Genomic DNA, 19,670 nt, shown 5'->3' with positions numbered 1-19,670 from the left:
AAGGCAGCACAGAAAGGAAGAATGAGAATGATGAGACAGACAAATCAAAAATTTGGATTGTATGATTCAAGTTTTGAGCACGATAACTGTGGGATCGGAGCCTGTGTAAATATCAAAGGAAGAAAAAATCACCAAACGGTTGACAATGCATTGAAAATTGTTGAGACATTGGAGCATAGAGCAGGAAAAGACGCCTCCGGAGAAACCGGAGACGGTGTGGGAATTATGCTGCAGATTTCTCATAAGTTTTTTGAAAAAGCCTGTCAGGAAGCCGGAATTGCCATTGGCGGAGAGAGGGAATACGGCATCGGAATGTTCTTTTTTCCGGAAGATGAATTAAGGCTGCGTCAGGCAAAGAAAATGTTTGAAATTATTATTGAGAAAGAGGGTATGACATTCCTTGGATGGCGGGAGGTTCCCAACGATCCGGCAGTTCTGGGGAAGAAAGCAGTGGAATGTATGCCGAAGATTTTACAAGGGTTTGTTGCAAAACCCGCCAATGTAAAAAAAGGACTTGAGTTTGATCGTAAATTATATATTGCGAGAAAGGTATTTGAGCAGAGCAATGAAGAATCCTATGTGGTTTCTCTATCCAGCCGTACCATTGTTTATAAAGGAATGTTTTTGGTAGATCAGCTTCGTACCTTTTTTAAAGATCTTCAAGATCCGGCCTATGAATCCGCGATTGCGCTGGTTCACTCAAGGTTTAGCACGAATACCACGCCAAGCTGGGAAAAAGCGCATCCATATCGCTTTATTGTGCATAATGGAGAAATTAATACCATTCGTGGGAATGCAGATAAAATGCTTGCCAGAGAAGAGAATATGGAATCTGAGTATTTAAAAAACGAAATGCATAAATTAATTCCGGTGGTAAATCCCAACGGATCAGATTCTGCAAGACTTGATAATACCCTGGAATTTCTTGTGATGAGTGGAATGGATCTCCCTCGTGCTGTAATGATTACCATTCCGGAGCCATGGGAAAATAATAAAGTGATTACACAGGAAAAACGAGATTTTTACCAGTATTATGCAACGATGATGGAACCTTGGGACGGACCTGCTTCTATTTTATTTACGGATGGAGATCAAGTAGGAGCAGTGCTGGACCGAAATGGTCTGCGTCCTTCGCGATATTATATTACAGACGATGGACAGTTGATTTTATCTTCTGAAATCGGAGTTTTGGACATTGATCCTACAAAAATTGTAGTGAAAGAACGGCTTCGTCCGGGGAAAATGCTGTTGGTAGATACTGTAAAAGGGGAAGTGATTGCCGATGATGTCGTGAAGGAAAATTATGCAAAAAAAGAACCTTACGGAGAATGGCTGGACAGCAATCTGTTGGAATTAAAGGATTTAAAAATACCCAATGAATCCGTTCCTGCTTATGGAAAAGAAGATCGGGAAAAACAGTTGAAGGCATTTGGTTATACTTACGAAGAAATCAAAACGGCAATTCAGCCGATGGCGCTCAATGGAAGTGAGGCGATTTCGGCGATGGGAACGGATACGCCGCTGGCTGTTTTGTCGAATCGTCATCAGCCATTGTTTAATTATTTTAAACAATTATTTGCACAGGTGACCAATCCGCCGATTGACGCAATTCGAGAAGAATTGGTGACGTCTACGACGGTATATGTAGGAAAAGAAGGAAACATTCTGGATGAAACACCAGAAAACTGCCGTGTGTTAAAGGTAGAAAATCCGATTCTTACCGATACGGATCTTTTAAAAATCAAAAGAATGAAAAAAGAAGGATTTGCGGTTGTAGAGCTTCCGATTACCTATTATAAAAACACGTCTTTGGAGAAGGCTCTGGATCGTTTGTTTGTGGAAGCAGATCGCGCGTACCGGGATGGAACGAATATTATTATTCTTTCTGACAGAGGTGTGGATGAAAATCATGTTGCGATTCCTTCGCTGCTTGCGGTATCTGCCATGCATCAGCATCTGATTAAGACGAAGCGCCGTACTTCGGTTGCCTTAATTTTAGAGAGCGGAGAACCAAGAGAGGTTCATCATTTTGCAACACTGCTCGGCTACGGAGCGTGTGCGGTAAACCCATACCTGGCATTGCAGAGTATTCAGAAATTAATTGATGAGAACATGCTGCACAAAGATTATTACGCGGCAGTAGAAGATTATACCAGTGCAGTACTTCATGGAATTGTAAAGATTGCATCCAAAATGGGAATCTCAACGCTTCAGTCTTATCAGGGATCACAGATCTTTGAAGCCATAGGGATTAATACGGATGTTGTAAATAAATATTTTACCAATACGGTGAGCCGTGTGGAAGGTATATCTTTAAAAGATCTGGAAAAGGATGTGGATGCCCGCCATGCGTCAGCGTTTGATCCGCTTGGGCTGGAAAATGATTTGACATTGGAAAGCGCGGGAAGTCATAAATACAGAAGCGGAAAAGAGCAGCACCTTTACAATCCAAGAACGATTCATACCCTGCAGACTGCGGCAAGAACCGGAAGCTATGAGCTGTTTAAACAATATACAGCGATGATAAATGAGGAATTGGAGCCTGGAAATTTAAGAGGATTGCTGGAATTTGATTATCCTCAAAAAGGTATTCCGATTGAAAAAGTAGAAAGTGTCGATTCCATTGTAAAACGTTTTAAAACTGGAGCTATGTCTTACGGTTCTATCTCTGGAGAAGCGCATGAAACTCTTGCGATTGCCATGAACACTCTGGGAGGAAAGTCAAACAGCGGAGAAGGCGGAGAAAGACCGGAACGCTTAACTGTTGGAAGAGATGGTCTGAACCGTTGTTCTGCAATTAAGCAGGTAGCATCCGGAAGGTTTGGTGTAACCAGTGAATATCTGGTCAGTGCGAAAGAAATTCAAATTAAAATGGCACAGGGAGCAAAACCGGGAGAAGGCGGACACCTTCCTGGGAAAAAGGTTTATCCTTGGATTGCGAAAACCCGCCATTCTACTGCCGGTGTAGGACTCATTTCACCACCGCCGCATCATGATATTTATTCTATAGAGGATTTAGCACAGCTGATTTATGACTGCAAAAATGCAAATCGGGATGCAAGAATTTCTGTGAAACTGGTATCTGAAGCCGGCGTCGGAACCATTGCTTCCGGGGTGGCGAAAGCAGGAGCGCAGGTAATCTTAATTTCCGGCTATGACGGCGGAACCGGGGCGGCACCGAGAAATTCTATTTATAATGCAGGGCTGCCTTGGGAACTGGGACTTGCAGAGGCGCATCAGAATTTGTTAATGAATGATTTGAGAAATAAAGTCATTGTAGAAACAGACGGAAAACTGATGAGTGGAAGAGACGTTGCCATTGCAGCAATGTTGGGAGCTGAGGAGTTTGGGTTTGCCACGGCACCTCTTGTCACACTTGGATGTGTTATGATGAGGGTATGTAATCTGGATACTTGTCCGGTGGGAGTTGCAACTCAAAATCCGGAACTTCGCAAAAAGTTTGCAGGAAAACCGGAATATGTCATCAATTTTATGCATTTTATTGCGCAGGAATTGAGAGAATATATGGCAAAATTAGGAATTGCGACGGTGGATGAGCTTGTGGGACGCGTTGATTTGTTAAAACCGAATCATCTGGCAGAAGAAAAGCATGTAGATTTATCGAGAATTCTGGATCATACGTATAAAACCACAGAGAAAATGGATTATCATCACAAGAAAGTTTATGATTTCCAGCTGGAAAAAACTGCGGATATGAAAATACTGATGAAAGAATTTATGCCGGCGCTTGAGAAAAAACAAAAGAAAAGTATTCAGATGGATGTCACGAATATTGACCGAACCTTTGGTACCATATTTGGAGCAGAAATCACAAAAAGATGGGGAGAACAGACGTTGGAGGATGATACCTACGTTGTAAAATGTAACGGTGCGGGAGGACAGAGCTTTGGGGCTTTTATCCCGAAAGGACTGACGCTTCAACTGATGGGAGACAGCAACGATTACTTTGGAAAGGGACTTTCCGGAGGGAAATTAATTCTTTGCCCGCCGACAGGTGTGAAATTTAAGGCGGAGGATAATATCATCGTAGGTAATGTGGCTTTATACGGAGCTACCAGTGGAAAAGCTTATATTAATGGAATTGCCGGGGAGAGATTCTGCGTCAGAAATTCCGGAGTTACAGCCGTGGTAGAAGGTGTTGGAGATCATGGGTGTGAGTATATGACTGGAGGACGCGTTCTGGTTCTTGGACCGACCGGAAAGAATTTCGCGGCAGGAATGAGCGGAGGCGTTGCTTATGTTTTGGATGAAGACAGCAAGCTTTATATGAATTTAAATAAGGAAATGGTGTCCATTGAAAATGTTACATCAAAATATGATGTGATGGAACTGAAAGATATGTTGAAAGAACATGTGGCATATACAAATTCGCCAAAAGGAAAAGAAATTTTGAAAAATTTTGGAGATTACCTGCCAAAATTTAAGAAGATTATGCCGAACGATTATAAGAAGATGCTGAATCTGATTGTACAAATGGAAGAACGAGGATTGAGCAGTGAACAGGCGCAGATTGAAGCCTTTAATATGCAGGCAAACGGACAGAATTAGGAGGAAATTATGGGAAAACCAACTGGATTTTTAGAATATAGTAGAGAAGATGCCCGTGCTGAAGCTCCAAAGGAACGAATCAAGCATTTTAATGAATTCCATATTCCGTTATCAAAAGAAGAACAGCAAAAACAAGGGGCAAGATGTATGGACTGCGGAGTTCCGTTTTGTCAGGCAGGACAGATGTTAAACGGCATGGCATCGGGATGCCCGTTAAATAATCTGATTCCGGAGTGGAATGATTTAATTTATACGGACAACTGGGAGCAGGCGTTTTTAAGATTGAAAAAGACAAATCCTTTTCCGGAATTTACCGGACGTGTTTGTCCGGCGCTCTGTGAAAATGCCTGTACCTGCGGACTCAACGGGGATCCTGTGTGTTCCAAAGCCAACGAGCTAAGTATTGCGGAATATGGATATAAAGAAGGACTTGCAAAAGCCAGACCGCCAAAATTCCGTACCGGAAAGAAGGTTGCAGTGGTAGGCTCTGGACCGGCGGGTTTATCTGCTGCCAACTCCCTGAACAAACGAGGACATGAGGTAACTGTTTATGAACGCTCAGATCGTCTTGGCGGACTGCTGATGTATGGAATTCCCAATATGAAGCTGGAAAAACATATTGTAGAGCGAAAACTAGACATTATGAAAGAAGAAGGAATTCATTTTGTAACCAATGTTGATGTAGGAAAAGACATGAAACCGGAACAGTTAAAAAAAGATTATGATGCCATTATACTGGCTTGCGGCTCCTCGCATCCGAGAAATATTGAGGTTCCGGGGCGCGAGGCAAAAGGAATTTATTTTGCGGTAGATTTTTTAAAGGCAACGACAAAAAGTTTGTTGGATTCCAATTTAAAGGATAAAAAATATATCTCTGCAAAAGGAAAAAATGTCATTGTGATCGGAGGCGGCGATACAGGAAATGACTGTGTTGGAACTTCTATTCGTCATGGGGCCAAAAGTGTTACCCAACTGGAGATGATGCCGAAACTGCCGGAGCAGCGCTCGGAAAAGAATCCATGGCCGGAATGGCCGAGAGTCTGTAAGACAGATTATGGTCAGGAGGAAGCCATTGAAATTTTCGGTCATGATCCGAGAATTTATCAGACAACAGTAAAAGAGTTTCAAATGAACAAAAAAGGAGAAGTGTGCAGGGCAGTTCTGGTGACGTTGGAGAGCAAAAAAGACGAAAAAACCGGAAGAATGGCAATGGTTCCAGTTGCCGGGTCCGAAAAAGCAGTGCCGGCAGATCTTGTATTAATTGCCGCGGGATTTTTGGGAAGCGAAGCTTATGTGACAGATTCTTTTGGAGTAAAGGTGAATGGAAGAACCAATGTGGAGACTGCAGATGGGAGCTTTGCAACCAATGTAAAAAATGTTTTTACCGCAGGGGATATGCACCGTGGTCAGTCTCTGGTTGTATGGGCAATTCGAGAAGGACGAGATGCAGCAAGAGAGGTTGACAAACAATTGATGGGATATACGAACCTTTAATGAAAAGGTTTGCATTTCCTTTGGGTTTCCGAGAATAATTTAAGAAAAAGCTTTTCATTTGTATGGCTTTTTGCTATATTATAGAAAGTGAAGATGAAATTTATAGCAAAGTGTTCAGGCGTGAGGAGCAGATGCAGTTATGAATATTGTTGGACATTTGAAAACCATTACCAAACATAAGATTTTAGTCGCGAAAGGCTGTTTTAAACTAGGTCTTTACTACCAGGGTATTATGCATGATATGTCGAAATATTCTCCGACGGAATTTATTCCTGGGGTGCGCTATTATCAGGGGACGGCCAGTCCGAATAATCAGGAGCGGTTGAAAAACGGCGTATCGAAGGCGTGGCTTCATCACAAGGGACGAAATAAGCATCATTTTGAGTATTGGATTGATTACAGTTTAGATCATAGCCAGAAGGGACTGGTCGGTATGAAGATTCCGAAGAAGTATATGGCAGAGATGTTTGTTGATCGAATCAGTGCCGGGAAAATTTATAATGGAGATCATTTTAGCCAGAAGAGTCCATTGGAGTACTTTGAGCACGGAGTCGGCGGTTCTATTATGAGCGATGCTTCGCGAAGGTATCTGGAAAGACTTTTGGAGATGTATGCAGCAAAGGGCGAGAAATATACGTTTGCATATTTGAAAAAAGATTTGAGAGAGGATATCAGCGGTTATGATAGGATTTCACCATTCGCTCCCTCAAAAAAAAATTGATATTGGTTAGAATTTCATGGATTGACGGCTTGAAAAAGATGCATACTTAAAGTATAATAAACGTAAACCTAAAATATAAAGCCTGGGGTGTGCGATAACTCGCTATTTTGAACCTACATTTATTTATCATGGGATTTCGGATAATGAATCGGATGTCAAGCCCTGTTTCCGGGGGACGGCAGAGGATTTGTTGAGATAACCCACCTAGCTCTGCTAGGCGTCAAAATTGCGGGACCGGCATTCCCGGGTATTACGAAAGAGAAAAAAGAGGGACTGTTTTTACAGTCCCTTTTAAAAATTAAGAAGAGGAGATGATATCGTTCATGAAATTTTTCAAAGAAAATGATAAGATGCCGTTTATATTGGTTGCATTTGGCATTCTGCTATATTTATTTTTAGACAACATTCAAATTTTTCTAAATGGTGTTTCTTATGTGGCATCGGCGGCTTTTCCGTTTATTCTCGGCAGCTGTCTGGCATTTATCATTAATGTTCCCATGCGTTTTTTTGAGAATCGTGTTTTCCGGAAGGTGAAGAAAGGGAAAAGGGCGGTGAGTCTGATGGCTGCGTTGGTCTGCATCGTAGGAGTGATTCTGCTGGTTTCCGGTTTGATTATTCCTGAGATTGTCGATACGCTGTTTCGTCTTTCCAATAGCATTCCTGGATATATGAAAGGAATTCAGGATTTTATCGAGAATACATCGAAGGATTTGCCGGCGATACATAAATATATTGGGGAAATTGAGTTTGACTGGAACAAAATCAGTGGTCAGATCATAACATTTCTTCAAAATTGGGCAACCGGGCTTTTAAATTCAACAGTGAGCATCATTTCCAACGCAGTTCAGGTGGTTGTGAGTTTTGCGTTAGGCTTTGTTTTTGCCTTAAATGCGCTGTTAAAAAAAGAGACATTGGCTTATCAGGTAAAAAAGCTATTATTTGCATTTTTGCCTGTCAGGATCGTCAAATATATGGTTCGCGTGGGCAGGCTGTCGAATAATGCTTTTTCCAGCTTCTTATCCGGACAATGTATGGAGGCAGTGATTCTTGGATGTTTGATTTTTGCCTGTATGAACATCCTTGATATCCCATATGCAGTTCTGATTGCGGTTTTTATCGGCATCACTTCGTTAATTCCGATTGTAGGCGGGTTTATCGGCTGCTGGGTAGGCGTACTGTTAATCTTGATGGTCGATTGGAAGCAGGCGATTATATTTATTATTATGTTTGTTGTTGTACAGCAGTTTGAGGGAAATGTAATTTATCCTCATGTGGTTGGAAATTCTGTGGGTCTGCCGGCAATTTGGGTTTTGGTTGCAGTAACAATCGGAGGAAATGTTGCGGGCATTGTGGGAATGATTTTCAGTATTCCGCTTTGTTCGGTATTATATCAGTTGCTCACAGAGGTAGTAAACCGCCAGCTGAAGGAAAAAAATCTTGAAAATGCCGCAAAGAAGGTATAATTCTTTAGAAAATGTTTGCCAAAACAAACGATGCATTTATCAGAGAAAGCGATTTTGCGTGTATGGAAAGTGTTCAATTTGGGTATCATACCTTTTGTAAAGGAGGTAGTTTATCAATGAATAGAGAACAGGTGATTTGTCCGTGTCTTGACGTCACAGCGGGACAGATTATGGACGCATACGAAGAAGGAGCAACCACAGTTGATGCAATCAAAGAAATCACAGGTGCCGGCAGCGTTTGCGGAGCTTGTATTGATGAGATTGAAACTGTTTTAAATGAATTAAAAGGGTGAAGAAACAGAAACAAGGGAGAATCTTTGGTTTGAAAAGATTCTCCCTTGTCATATCAAAAAATTAAGAAAAGTTTCCAAAAAATGATTGACATTGGTTTGGATAAATGATATTATACTTAAGGTTCAAAGATACGCCGATGTGTCGGAACTGGCAGACGAGACAGACTCAAAATCTGTTGTCCTTGCGGGCGTGTGGGTTCGAGTCCCACCATCGGCATTTAAGAAATGCTGGAGAGTAATCTGTTTATACAGGTTACTCATTTTTATTTTCCGATAATATTAGGAAAGCTCTGACTTTCCTATATTATTTTGCTGTTCCAAATAACTCCAAAAACCAATGAAATCAGCGAAACTGCAGAATCCTAGATAACCTAGTTTTGGGGATAGTTTCCTTGTGGGCAGTTCATATTTTTTAGGTTGTGAATGATTAGCGTTTACAATGCTAATTACGAGATATAAGATATACATTGCAATCAAAATACCAATTATTTGCATTGGAATATCCTTTAAACGAAACATATTTTTCGATGTGATGTTTTTGTGTCTTTACAAGACAAATATATCACATTTGTGATCCTCTATCAGATAAGCGTGTTTCCTTTTACAGAGTTATACGCCTTTGTCATCATTTATCTTGCAATCTCTAAAAATGAAAATGGATCCTCCGGGCGGCTTTGTAAAAAATGAAGTAAAAGATAATAGGCTTTCACTGATAGGTATTCTTCTTTTAAAATTCGCTTTGCTTCACTTTTGTCAACCAGACAGACTGTTAAGTCTTCATTGGCTTCTAAATGATTGAGATTCGGTGTTCCGGATGCGGTTCCGTAGACAGTGCAGTTGGTTTCGTCTGTCATTCCGGCGGAAGAAAAATGGGGGCGATGTAAAAACTCCTCGCAATGAAACGGTGTAAATTGCAGTCCGGTTTCTTCTTTCATTTCCCGCACTGCAGTGTCTGTGACGGATTCCCCCGCATCTATGAGCCCTGCCGGGAGTTCATAAATGAAATTGTTTAATGGATAGCGAAATTGGCGTATCATAACAAGTCGGTCAAAAGATGGACCGAAAAGGCTGTATATGACGACGCCGTCTGGAATCACTGTCTGGGTTGCCGCCATCATGGTATCCTTTGATTTTCGGCTGGCAGCGTAATAAGGATGTGTTTTCCCGAATTTATTTTCTGCCTCCAATTCATACAGATTTAAAAATTTTACATTGGTTAAGGGTTTGATTTTCTTGATTTTGCTCATAACAAGACCTCCTTCATGTTTCCATTGTAATTCAAAGGAAGATAATTGACAATAGATTGGAAAGCAAGTAGAATTATTTAGGAAACAACTATGAAATCAGGGAAAATACTGTGAAAGGAAGGTTTCAAAATGAAGAAGATACCAGGATGGGTAATGACAGGGGCAGCGCTTGTATTGAGCGTGATTTTAGCAGCGAACTTTATTAAGGCAAATAAGGGGGCGGCAGATCAGATAAAGTCAGCGGACCCAGACGAGGGGATTGTTATCATTGCAAAATCAAATTATAAAGAGATTGAAAGTTCGCTAAAAGAATATAGCGAGGACATATCTCAAAAAGAAGCTTTGAAAAGCGGAATGATTGTGGTGAAAGATCAGGAATTCCAAGAAGACAGCGATAAATTGTGGAAGAAGTTTTTAGAGAAAATCCGAAAGAAAAAAGATGGGGCGGTTATTATTTGCCAGTTTACAACTGAGGGTGATCCGATTCTTCAGTATATTTCATATTTGGACGGGAAGTTTTATTACGTGGAAGATGCCACAAGAGATCAGTTTGGAGGCGAAAAATATGTGGAACATACATATGACTATTTCAAGCGGTTTGAAGAACAGAAGCTGTATACGGCTTTTTTGACCAACAAAGAAGAAATAACATTGGCAGAAGCTCAGGATGCAAGGAATCTGAAGACGGCAATACAGATTTTGGAAGTGAAGACAGATCAAGGAAAGCAGTAGGTGAAAAATTATGAAAATATCAACGAAAGGAAGATATGCAGTTCGCTTAATGTACGATCTGGCGCTGCATTACACAGGAGATTGGATTGCCTTGAAAGATATATCCAGAAGGCAGAATATCTCTGTAAAATATTTAGAGCAGATTGTAAGGCAGCTAAGTGTTCGAGGGTATTTAAAAAGTTTAAGAGGCCCTAAGGGCGGGTACCAGCTGGCAAGAGATCCCGGTGCGTACACCATTTATGAGATTTTAGAGATTACGGAGGGAAGTTTAAAGCCGGTGGCATGTCTGGATGATAAGATAAATCAGTGTGAAAGGTATCAGGAGTGTCCGACCATTGAAATTTGGGAGGGACTTTCGGCTGTGGTTTATGATTACCTCAGTCATATTACATTGGAAGATATAGTAAATAAGGCGAGGGAACGTGGAGGAAATGACTTTGTAATTTAATTGCAAAGTCATTTTTTTCTAATGATTGTTAAAAAGATTCTTGACATCTGGAAAAAATGTGATATACTTATAACATATCAAACAAGTAGGAATTATATGAAATATAAAAAGGAGAAGAAAAAATGGCGAAGATTTATGAGAGCGTTACAGAATTGATTGGAAAAACACCTTTGGTGGAAGTGAAGAATATTGAAAAAAAATTAGGGTTGGAAGCAAAGCTTTTAGTGAAATTAGAAGGATTTAATCCGGCGGGGAGTGCAAAAGACCGAATTGCTTTTCAAATGATCAAGGATGCAGAAGCGGCGGGGAAATTAAAGGAAGGCTCTGTTATTATTGAGCCGACTTCAGGAAACACCGGGATCGGGCTTGCGTCCATCGGAGCTTCCAGAGGTTATCGCGTGATTCTGACGATGCCGGAGACGATGAGCGTTGAGCGGAGAAATCTTTTGAAGGCTTATGGCGCAGAGATTGTCTTGACGGATGGAGCCAAAGGAATGAAGGGAGCCATTCAGAAGGCGGAGGAACTGGCTGGTGAAACAAAAGGAGCCTTTTTGGCAGGACAGTTTGTGAATCCTTCCAATCCAAAGGTTCATAAATTAACAACAGGACCGGAAATTTGGGAAGATACAGAAGGGAATGTTGACATTTTTGTTGCAGGGATTGGAACCGGCGGAACGGTGACCGGAGTCGGAGAATATTTAAAATCAAAAAAAGAAGACGTGAAAGTCGTTGCCGTAGAACCTGCTACTTCCCCTGTGTTATCAAAAGGAGAGGCAGGACCTCATAAAATTCAGGGGATCGGGGCGGGATTTGTTCCGGAAATCTTGAATACAAAAATTTACGATGAAATTATTCCGGTAGAAAATGAAGATGCGTTTGATTATGGAAAAATGGTCGCAGTGGAGGAAGGCGTTTTGGTCGGAATTTCCTCCGGCGCAGCATTGTGGGCGGCAATTCAGGTGGCAAAAAGACCGGAAAATAAAGGAAAGACCATTGTGGTATTTCTTCCGGACAATGGCGACCGCTATTTATCAACGCCAATGTTTTCCTAAAAACAGAAGGAAGCGAAAGCCCAAGAAGAATTATTGCGGAATCGTTGAAATGAAAAAATAAATTATGAAAGAGCAGTCTTGTACCCGAATGGTATGAGGCTGTTTTTGTGATAGCGATGAGACAAAGTCCGGGCTAGCCTGAGACCTTGGCGCCTGCCTTTGCTGCAGCAGGTCATAGAAGTAATTCTATGCAGGTCTTGGGAACCATCCGAAATTAGCCAAGTTCTTACTCTCCTATAATTTTGATGCAAGAAAGATTTCTTTGTGATAAAATGATCTATAATGGTTTGGTCAAATCAATTTGGGGAATCATGACTTTGTTGATTTGATGAGACGAGCAGGAAAGAAAAGGAGAACATCCAGATGGAGCATAAATTATTATTGATTGACGGAAACAGTATATTAAATAGAGCGTTCTATGGGCTGCCGGAGATGACAAACAGTCAGGGACTTCATACCAATGCAGTCTTGGGGTTTTTAAATATTATGTTTAAATTTTTAGAAGAGGAAAATCCCAGTCATTTGGCAGTTGCGTTTGATTTGAAAGCTCCGACATTTCGGCATAAAATGTTTGAGGAATACAAAGGGACAAGAAAGGGGATGCCGGAAGAGCTTGCCGAGCAGGTTCCGGTGATTCAGGACGTTTTGAAAGCTATGAAGATTCCGATGATGATGAAAGAAGGATATGAGGCAGATGACCTTCTGGGAACGATGTCGGTACAAGGAGAAAAAGCAGGATATCAGGTGACGATTGTCTCCGGGGATCGGGATCTTTTGCAGCTGGCAACAGAGCAGGTGCAGATTCGTATTCCGAAAACAAATCGTGCGGGCACAGTGGTAGAGAATTATTATGCAGCAGATGTTTTGGAAAAATATCAGGTGACACCAAAAGAATTCATTGATGTGAAGGCGTTGATGGGAGATGCTTCGGATAATATTCCGGGAATTCCGGGGATTGGAGAAAAAACAGCAACCAAATTGATTCGGGAATTTGGGAGCATTGAAAATGCATATGCCAATCTTGAGGAGGTGAAGCCAAATCGGGCGAAGAAGAATCTTTTGGAGTACTATGAACAGGGAGTCATGAGCAAAGAATTGGCAACCATTGAGCTGGAGAGTCCTATAGATCTTACGTTAGAAGAAGCAGAAATTTCTGATATTTATACGGAAGAAGCCTACCAACGATTAAAGGAATTGGAATTTAAAACGATTTTAAAACGGTTTGAAGGAAAGCATGGGGAAGAGCTTTCGGTTCACATTTGTGAAATTACAGATCTGGCTCAGGCAGAAGAAATATTTTTCAGAGCTTCGCAGGCAAAGACGGCAGGTGTTTCCTTATATAAGGAAGAAAGCGGTATGTGGGCAGCGCTGTCAATCGAAGCACAGGAAGTTTTTCTTTTGAAGGCAGAAGGATTTTTAACCGAAGAGTTTTTGTATGAAAAAATCAGCGCTCTCTATCATTGTGTTCCGTGTGTGGCGATGATGGAAATGAAAGAATATCTTTCTAAATTGGATGTTCGTGAGGATACGGAGAGTCTGTTTGATGTTTCTCTGGCGGCATATTTAATCAATCCTCTGAAAAGCACCTATGAGTACGATGACGTTGCGAGAGATTATAAAGGATGGATGCTGCCGTCCCGGAAAGAACTATTGGATAAGAAACGACCGATGGCTTCTGATGGAAGGTTAACTTCAGAAGGTCAAAAAATTATGGGACTGGAAGCTTGGGTTTCCAGAGAAACGGTGGAGGCGTTAACCGATAAATTAGAGGAACTGAATATGATGGAGCTGTATCGGAACATTGAAATTCCTACGATGTTTGCACTTCATGATATGGAAGTTCGAGGGATTCATGTGGATTCCGCTGCATTGAAAGAATATGGAGAGCAGCTGATTGGAAGAATTGAAGAGCTTCAGGATTTGATTTATCAAGAGGCAGGCGAAGAATTTAATATTAATTCCCCGAAGCAGCTGGGAGTCGTACTTTTTGAGCATATGAAACTGGAAGGCGCCAAAAAGACAAAAAGCGGGTATTCTACCAGTGTGGATGTTTTAGAAAAAATTGAACATTTGTATCCGATTGTTCCGATGATTTTAGAATATCGTCAGTTAACGAAATTAAAATCTACCTATGCTGACGGACTTGCCAACTATATAGATCGGGATCAGAGAATTCACGGAAAATTTAATCAGACGATCACAGCGACGGGGCGTATTAGCAGTACCGAGCCAAATCTTCAAAATATACCGATCCGTATGGATTTGGGGAGGAAAATCCGAAAGGTTTTTCTTCCGGAAGAGGGATATGTTTTTTTGGATGCGGACTATTCTCAGATTGAACTGCGGGTGCTGGCACATTTATCCGGAGATGAAAAACTTCAGCAGGCATATGAAAAAAATCAGGACATTCATGCGCGGACAGCATCAGAAGTTTTCGGAGTTCCCATGGAGGAAGTTACACCGGGACAGCGAAGAGATGCAAAAGCAGTAAATTTCGGAATCATTTATGGATTGAGTGCTTTTGGATTGAGTCAGGATCTAAAAATTACAAGAAAACAGGCACAGGAGTATATTGATAAATACTTTGCAACCTATCCAAAAGTAAAAGAATTTCTGAACGAAGAGGTGGAAAAAGGGAAAACAGAAGGCTTTGTCACAACGATGTTTCATCGAATCCGCCCGATTCCGGAATTAAAATCCAGTAATTTTATGCAGAGAAATTTTGGAGAAAGAGTGGCAATGAATTCTCCGATTCAAGGATCTGCGGCAGATATTATTAAGATTGCCATGATTCGTGTTAATATGAAGTTAAAGGAACAGAACATGAAATCCCGACTGATTTTGCAGATTCATGATGAATTGTTGATTGAGACTCATTTGGATGAGTTCGATCAGGTAAAAGAAATATTAAGAGATGAAATGATGAATGCAGCAAAATTAAGTGTTCCTTTAAATATTGACATTAATCAAGGAGACAATTGGTATGAAGCAAAATAAGGAGATATGCAAATGAAAATCATCGGAATTACCGGAGGTGTAGGGTCCGGAAAAAGCGAGATTTTGAAAATCCTAAAAGAAGATTATCAGGCAGAGGTTGTTATGGCAGATGCGGTGGCGCATGAATTGATGGAGCCGGGTGGAGTCAGTTATACTGGGATTGTACAGGCTTTCGGAACAGAAATTTTAAAAGAAGATCAGAGCATTGACCGACAGAAGCTTGGAGGGATGGTATTTGCAGATCAAAAAAAATTAAGTCAGCTGAATAAAATAACCCATGGGAATGTAGATCGTGAGATTTTGAGCCGGATTCAGCGAATTCAAAACAATAACGCGCCTTGTCTGCTCGTGATTGAAACGGCTTTGCTGGTGGGAGCTGCCTATGAACAAAGCTTTGATCAGCTCTGGTATGTTTTTGTCCGGGAGAACCTTCGGTTTGAACGTTTGAAAGGTTCCAGAGGGTACTCTGATGAGAAAATTCGTCAGATGATTCAAAATCAGCGAAGTGAAGAGGAATTTAAAAAAGCAGCCACACATATCATTGATAACTCAGGGACGATAGAACAAACAAGAGAGCAAATTCACAGAATCCTTAGAGGATAAATAAAATAAAGCAGTAGATTCTTAAATATGCTTGTGTTATAATATTTGCCAATAGGGTTTTTGCAACATAGGAAAAGAGGTAAAATTCGTGGAATTAACGAGTATTGCAAGCGGCAGTGAGGGAAACTGCATTTATGTCGGAACAGATAAGACAAGACTCCTTGTGGATTGTGGCATCAGCGCCAAACGCATTGAACAGGCGCTCTCGGAACTTGATCTTACCGTTCCTCAATTTGACGGGATTTTAATTACCCATGAGCATTCCGATCATATCAAAGGACTGGGGGTGCTTTTAAGGAGATACGGACTTCCGGTATTTGCCACGGGAAAGACCATTGACGCTATTTTGGAATATAAAAATCTCGGAAAAGTTGAGAAACACCTGTTTCACTCGATTGAAGCAGACAGACCGTTTGAAATTGGAGATATTATGGCAGAAGCATCGCGAGTCTGGCATGATGCGGCAGATCCGGTTTGTTATTCGTTTCGGGAGGGAGACGTCAAAGCCAGCATTGCAACGGACCTTGGAGACTATGATGAATATCTGGTGGAAAAGATCTATGGATCAGATATTCTGTTTATAGAAGCCAATCACGATGTCAACATGCTTCAGGTGGGACGTTATCCATATTATCTGAAAAGAAGAATTCTTGGGAGACGGGGGCATCTCTCCAATGAAAGATGTGCCCAGTTCATTGAGGAAGCGGCATCGGAGAATACAAAGAAAGTATATCTGGGACATTTGAGCAAAGAAAACAATTATGAGAAACTTGCATATGAGACGGTAAGAGTTTCTTTACATAATAAGGGAGAGTTTTCGCTGGAAGTTGCCGGAAGAGACACGGTATCAACCGTAACTTGTGTATCGTAAGTGATTAGGAGGAAATAAGATATGGAAAAAACAGTAATTACAGTTGTTGGAAAAGACGGTGTTGGAATCATTGCAAAGGTCTGCAATTATTTGGCAAATAATAATGTCAATATTTTGGATATTTCTCAGACGATCACCGGAGGGTTTTTTAATATGATGATGGTGGTAGATCCGTCCAGCTCCTCAAAAGATATCGTAACGTTATCGGAAGAATTAAAACAAATCGGTGAGGAGATCGGCGTAGTGATTCAGGCACAGAATGAAAAAATCTTTGATATTATGCACAGAATTTAGAGGAGTGGCGGTATGATTAATCTGAATGAAGTATTTGAAACAAATAAAATGATTCACGAGATGAATCTGGATGTTCGTACAATTACCATTGGAATCAGCCTGTTAGATTGTGTGGGAACCACGTTAGATGAAGTAAAAGAAAACATTTATCAAAAGATTACCACAGTTGCCAGAGATCTGGTAAAAACAGGAAAAGATATTGAGAAAGAATACGGCATACCGATTGTCAATAAAAGAATTTCCGTTACCCCAATTTCTCTGGTGGGCGGAAACGTGTGCAAGACGCCGCAAGACTTTGTAGAGCTTGCGAAAGTGTTAGATGCTGCGGCAAAAAAAGTCGGAGTCAATTTTTTAGGCGGATATTCCGCTTTGGTGAGCAAGGGTATGACCAGAGCAGATGAGCTTTTCATTCGTTCAATTCCGCAGGCTTTGGCTGAAACAGACTTTGTATGTTCCTCTGTAAACGTAGGCTCCACGAAAACCGGAATCAATATGGATGCGGTAAAATTAATTGGTGAGATTGTAAAAGAAACGGCAGAGCTTACCAAAGACAATCAGTGTCTTGGATGCGCGAAATTTGTTGTATTTTGTAATGCACCGGATGATAATCCGTTTATGGCGGGAGCATTCCATGGTGTGACAGAGGCAGATGCGATCATCAATGTAGGTGTCAGTGGACCGGGTGTTGTAAAACGTGCCATTGAAAATGTCCGTGGTGAGAATTTTGAGGTTCTCTGTGAGACGATTAAGAAGACAGCATTTAAGGTAACCCGTGTCGGTCAGTTGGTGGCAAAAGAGGCATCAAAGAGACTGGGGATTCCGTTTGGAATTATTGACCTTTCTCTGGCTCCGACACCGGCAGCAGGAGATAGTGTCGGAGAGATTTTGGAGGAAATCGGTTTGGAATATGCAGGTGCGCCGGGAACAACGGCAGCCCTTGCGATGCTCAATGATCAGGTGAAAAAGGGAGGAGTGATGGCATCTTCCTATGTAGGCGGATTAAGCGGTGCCTTTATTCCGGTCAGTGAAGATCAGAGAATGATTGATGCGGTAAATGCAGGAGCATTAACTTTGGAAAAATTAGAGGCAATGACCTGTGTATGCTCTGTGGGGCTGGATATGATTGCAATTCCGGGAAAAACGAAAGCAACAACCATTGCAGGATTGATTGCAGATGAGATGGCGCTTGGAATGATCAATCAAAAAACAACTGCAGTCCGCGTAATTCCGGCGATTGGGAAAGACGTAGGGGATCAGGTGGAATTTGGAGGACTGCTGGGTTATGCTCCAGTTATGCCAGTTAACGAGTTCTCCTGCGACGCCTTTATCAACCGCGGAGGAAGAATTCCGGCTCCGATTCACAGTTTTAAGAACTAAAACAATTGTTTCAGGTGACAATGAAAAAGGAAAAGGGCAATGGGAAAGATATTTGCAAAGAAACCTTGGGAATTGCTGCTGAAAGTCATCGAGGAATTTCCGTAAGTGTCCAATGCAGCAAAATGCTGATGCATTGGATAGTAAAAATATTTGGAAACAGAATAAAGGAGTTTTGGAAACATGAGCAGAAATGTATATGATATTTTAGAAGAGCGCGGATTTATCGCGCAGACAACTCATGAAGAGTTAAGAGAGCTGTTGGGGAAAGAAAAGGTGACATTCTATATCGGATTTGATGCAACCGCCGATAGTCTGACGGCAGGGCACTTTCTGACGATTATGGCGATGATGCATATGCAGAAGGCAGGACATCGTCCGATTGCGCTTCTTGGCGGCGGAACAACCATGATCGGTGATCCGTCAGGAAAGTCTGATATGCGGAATATGATGACCAGAGAAACCATCGAACATAATGCACAACGCTTTAAAGAGCAGCTGTCACGTTTTATTTCTTTTGACGATGACCAGGCGATTTTGGCAAATAATGCAGACTGGCTGCTGGATTTAAATTATGTGGAATTTTTACGGGAAATCGGTGTGCATTTTTCTGTAAATAAAATGCTTACAGCAGAATGTTACAAACAGAGAATGGAGAGAGGACTGACATTCTTTGAATTCAATTATATGTTAATGCAGGGATACGACTTCCTTGAATTAAACAGAAGGTATGGCTGTAAATTGGAAATGGGAGGAAACGACCAGTGGTCCAACATTCTGGCGGGAGCAGATTTGATCCGCAGAAAAGAACAAAAAGACGCATTTGGCTTAACGCTTACACTTTTGACAAGAAGCGATGGTGTGAAAATGGGAAAAACGATGGCAGGCGCCGTGTGGCTTGACCCTGAGAAAACATCGCCGTACGATTTTTACCAATATTGGAGAAATATTGAGGATGTGAAAGTCGAAGAATGTCTGGGACTTTTGACCTTCCTGCCAATGGAAGAAGTTCGAAAGCTGGGTGCTTTGGAAGGTGCCGAGATCAACAAAGCAAAAGATGTACTGGCTTATGAAGTCACAAAGATTGTTCATGGTGAAGAAGAAGCAAAGAAAGCGCAGACTGCTGCAAAAGCTATGTTTGTAAGCGGCGGTGCGAATGATGATGCTCCGACCTATGAATATGATACTTTAAAATTGGAAGAAGGAATTGATATTTTATCCATGCTGGTAGATACCGGGCTTTGCACGACTCGTTCTGATGCCAGAAGAATGGTACAGCAGGGTGGAGTTTCCGTCAACGGTGAGAAAGTATCACAGATTGATGCAGTATTTAAAAAGACAGATTTTGACGATAAGAATCGTATTTTGCTAAAAAAAGGGAAGAAGAAATTCTGTCAGGTAAAAGAAAAATAAAAGATTTGCAGAAAATTTCGGAAAGGCTCACGCTCCATGGAGATGGTGGGTCTTTTTGTTTTGCAATTCAAAGGATGAAAAACGTTTGATGTATCTAAC

Annotated in this window: 15 protein-coding genes, 1 tRNA gene and 1 other RNA gene; 16 read left to right on the top strand and 1 reads right to left on the bottom strand. The window is 41.3% G+C overall.

The window, feature by feature from the left end; all coding sequences use genetic code 11:
- The first annotated feature begins 30 nt into the window (after nt 1-30).
- The 7 genes from gltB to AC27EF_RS08695 all read left to right on the top strand — a co-directional run bounded on the left by gltB (nt 31) and on the right by AC27EF_RS08695 (nt 8,757).
- Nucleotides 31-4,569, top strand: a complete 4,539-nt coding sequence (gltB, locus tag AC27EF_RS08725) for a glutamate synthase large subunit (protein WP_487110446.1) — start codon at nt 31-33, stop codon at nt 4,567-4,569.
- Nucleotides 4,570-4,578: 9 nt separating this feature from the next.
- Complete coding sequence (locus AC27EF_RS08720; protein WP_487110372.1) at nt 4,579-6,063, top strand: glutamate synthase subunit beta; 1,485 nt, start codon at nt 4,579-4,581, stop codon at nt 6,061-6,063.
- 139 nt (nt 6,064-6,202) lie between these two features.
- The gene (locus tag AC27EF_RS08715) at nt 6,203-6,784 is read left to right on the top strand and encodes a DUF5662 family protein (RefSeq protein WP_487110370.1); all 582 of its coding nucleotides are present in this window, start codon (nt 6,203-6,205) and stop codon (nt 6,782-6,784) included.
- Between the two features lie 76 nt (nt 6,785-6,860).
- A non-coding RNA gene (gene ssrS / locus AC27EF_RS08710) (6S RNA) lies at nt 6,861-7,038 on the top strand.
- Nucleotides 7,039-7,107: 69 nt separating this feature from the next.
- Nucleotides 7,108-8,247: an AI-2E family transporter gene (locus AC27EF_RS08705; RefSeq protein WP_487110368.1), complete on the top strand. Its 1,140-nt coding sequence runs from the start codon at nt 7,108-7,110 to the stop codon at nt 8,245-8,247.
- A 116-nt stretch (nt 8,248-8,363) separates the two neighbouring features.
- On the top strand, nt 8,364-8,540 hold the full coding sequence (locus tag AC27EF_RS08700) for a (2Fe-2S)-binding protein (RefSeq protein ID WP_487110366.1): 177 nt from the start codon (nt 8,364-8,366) through the stop codon (nt 8,538-8,540).
- Between the two features lie 133 nt (nt 8,541-8,673).
- A tRNA-Leu gene (locus tag AC27EF_RS08695) sits at nt 8,674-8,757 on the top strand.
- A 412-nt stretch (nt 8,758-9,169) separates the two neighbouring features.
- Here the strand turns inward: AC27EF_RS08695 and AC27EF_RS08690 are convergent.
- Nucleotides 9,170-9,787 carry an NUDIX hydrolase gene (locus tag AC27EF_RS08690; RefSeq protein ID WP_487110364.1) on the bottom strand — a complete coding sequence of 206 codons (618 nt, stop codon included), beginning with the start codon at nt 9,785-9,787 and terminating at the stop codon, nt 9,170-9,172.
- A gap of 129 nt (nt 9,788-9,916) precedes the next feature.
- Here AC27EF_RS08690 and AC27EF_RS08685 point away from each other — a divergent pair, with 129 nt between their 5' ends.
- The 9 genes from AC27EF_RS08685 to tyrS all read left to right on the top strand — a co-directional run bounded on the left by AC27EF_RS08685 (nt 9,917) and on the right by tyrS (nt 19,571).
- Nucleotides 9,917-10,519 (top strand): DUF4362 domain-containing protein, encoded by a 603-nt coding sequence (locus tag AC27EF_RS08685; protein ID WP_487110362.1) that lies wholly within the window; start codon nt 9,917-9,919, stop codon nt 10,517-10,519.
- 10 nt (nt 10,520-10,529) lie between these two features.
- Entirely contained in the window at nt 10,530-10,967 is a 438-nt protein-coding gene (locus AC27EF_RS08680) for an RrF2 family transcriptional regulator (protein WP_487110360.1), read from the top strand.
- A gap of 122 nt (nt 10,968-11,089) precedes the next feature.
- Nucleotides 11,090-12,019, top strand: a complete 930-nt coding sequence (cysK, locus tag AC27EF_RS08675) for a cysteine synthase A (protein WP_487110358.1) — start codon at nt 11,090-11,092, stop codon at nt 12,017-12,019.
- 363 nt (nt 12,020-12,382) lie between these two features.
- Entirely contained in the window at nt 12,383-15,016 is a 2,634-nt protein-coding gene (gene polA / locus AC27EF_RS08670) for a DNA polymerase I (RefSeq protein ID WP_487110356.1), read from the top strand.
- Between the two features lie 12 nt (nt 15,017-15,028).
- Nucleotides 15,029-15,619, top strand: a complete 591-nt coding sequence (gene coaE / locus AC27EF_RS08665) for a dephospho-CoA kinase (protein WP_487110354.1) — start codon at nt 15,029-15,031, stop codon at nt 15,617-15,619.
- Between the two features lie 88 nt (nt 15,620-15,707).
- Nucleotides 15,708-16,490, top strand: coding sequence for an MBL fold metallo-hydrolase (locus AC27EF_RS08660; RefSeq protein WP_487110352.1), 783 nt, complete (start codon nt 15,708-15,710; stop codon nt 16,488-16,490).
- A gap of 21 nt (nt 16,491-16,511) precedes the next feature.
- Complete coding sequence (locus AC27EF_RS08655) at nt 16,512-16,784, top strand: ACT domain-containing protein (protein WP_487110350.1); 273 nt, start codon at nt 16,512-16,514, stop codon at nt 16,782-16,784.
- A gap of 12 nt (nt 16,785-16,796) precedes the next feature.
- Nucleotides 16,797-18,161, top strand: coding sequence for a PFL family protein (locus AC27EF_RS08650; protein WP_487110348.1), 1,365 nt, complete (start codon nt 16,797-16,799; stop codon nt 18,159-18,161).
- Between the two features lie 180 nt (nt 18,162-18,341).
- The gene (gene tyrS, locus AC27EF_RS08645) at nt 18,342-19,571 is read left to right on the top strand and encodes a tyrosine--tRNA ligase (RefSeq protein ID WP_487110346.1); all 1,230 of its coding nucleotides are present in this window, start codon (nt 18,342-18,344) and stop codon (nt 19,569-19,571) included.
- Nucleotides 19,572-19,670 lie beyond the last annotated feature (99 nt).

It is taken from the genome of Anaerostipes stercorihominis (assembly GCF_057535655.1).
Note: the sequence above shows the minus strand (reverse complement) of the source record. Positions and strands in the feature narration are given on the sequence as shown.

Excerpts from the sequence above, each read along its gene's own strand:
- AC27EF_RS08650 (WP_487110348.1), top strand. The coding sequence starts at position 16,797 with ATGATTAATCTGAATGAAGTATTTGAAACAAATAAAATGATTCACGAG.
- AC27EF_RS08715 (WP_487110370.1), top strand. The coding sequence starts at position 6,203 with ATGAATATTGTTGGACATTTGAAAACCATTACCAAACATAAGATTTTA.
- cysK (WP_487110358.1), top strand. The coding sequence starts at position 11,090 with ATGGCGAAGATTTATGAGAGCGTTACAGAATTGATTGGAAAAACACCT.
- AC27EF_RS08700 (WP_487110366.1), top strand. The coding sequence starts at position 8,364 with ATGAATAGAGAACAGGTGATTTGTCCGTGTCTTGACGTCACAGCGGGA.
- AC27EF_RS08705 (WP_487110368.1), top strand. The coding sequence starts at position 7,108 with ATGAAATTTTTCAAAGAAAATGATAAGATGCCGTTTATATTGGTTGCA.
- AC27EF_RS08680 (WP_487110360.1), top strand. The coding sequence starts at position 10,530 with ATGAAAATATCAACGAAAGGAAGATATGCAGTTCGCTTAATGTACGAT.
- AC27EF_RS08720 (WP_487110372.1), top strand. The coding sequence starts at position 4,579 with ATGGGAAAACCAACTGGATTTTTAGAATATAGTAGAGAAGATGCCCGT.
- AC27EF_RS08655 (WP_487110350.1), top strand. The coding sequence starts at position 16,512 with ATGGAAAAAACAGTAATTACAGTTGTTGGAAAAGACGGTGTTGGAATC.
- gltB (WP_487110446.1), top strand. The coding sequence starts at position 31 with ATGAGACAGACAAATCAAAAATTTGGATTGTATGATTCAAGTTTTGAG.
- coaE (WP_487110354.1), top strand. The coding sequence starts at position 15,029 with ATGAAAATCATCGGAATTACCGGAGGTGTAGGGTCCGGAAAAAGCGAG.
- AC27EF_RS08685 (WP_487110362.1), top strand. The coding sequence starts at position 9,917 with ATGAAGAAGATACCAGGATGGGTAATGACAGGGGCAGCGCTTGTATTG.
- AC27EF_RS08690 (WP_487110364.1), bottom strand. The coding sequence starts at position 9,787 with ATGAGCAAAATCAAGAAAATCAAACCCTTAACCAATGTAAAATTTTTA.
- polA (WP_487110356.1), top strand. The coding sequence starts at position 12,383 with ATGGAGCATAAATTATTATTGATTGACGGAAACAGTATATTAAATAGA.
- tyrS (WP_487110346.1), top strand. The coding sequence starts at position 18,342 with ATGAGCAGAAATGTATATGATATTTTAGAAGAGCGCGGATTTATCGCG.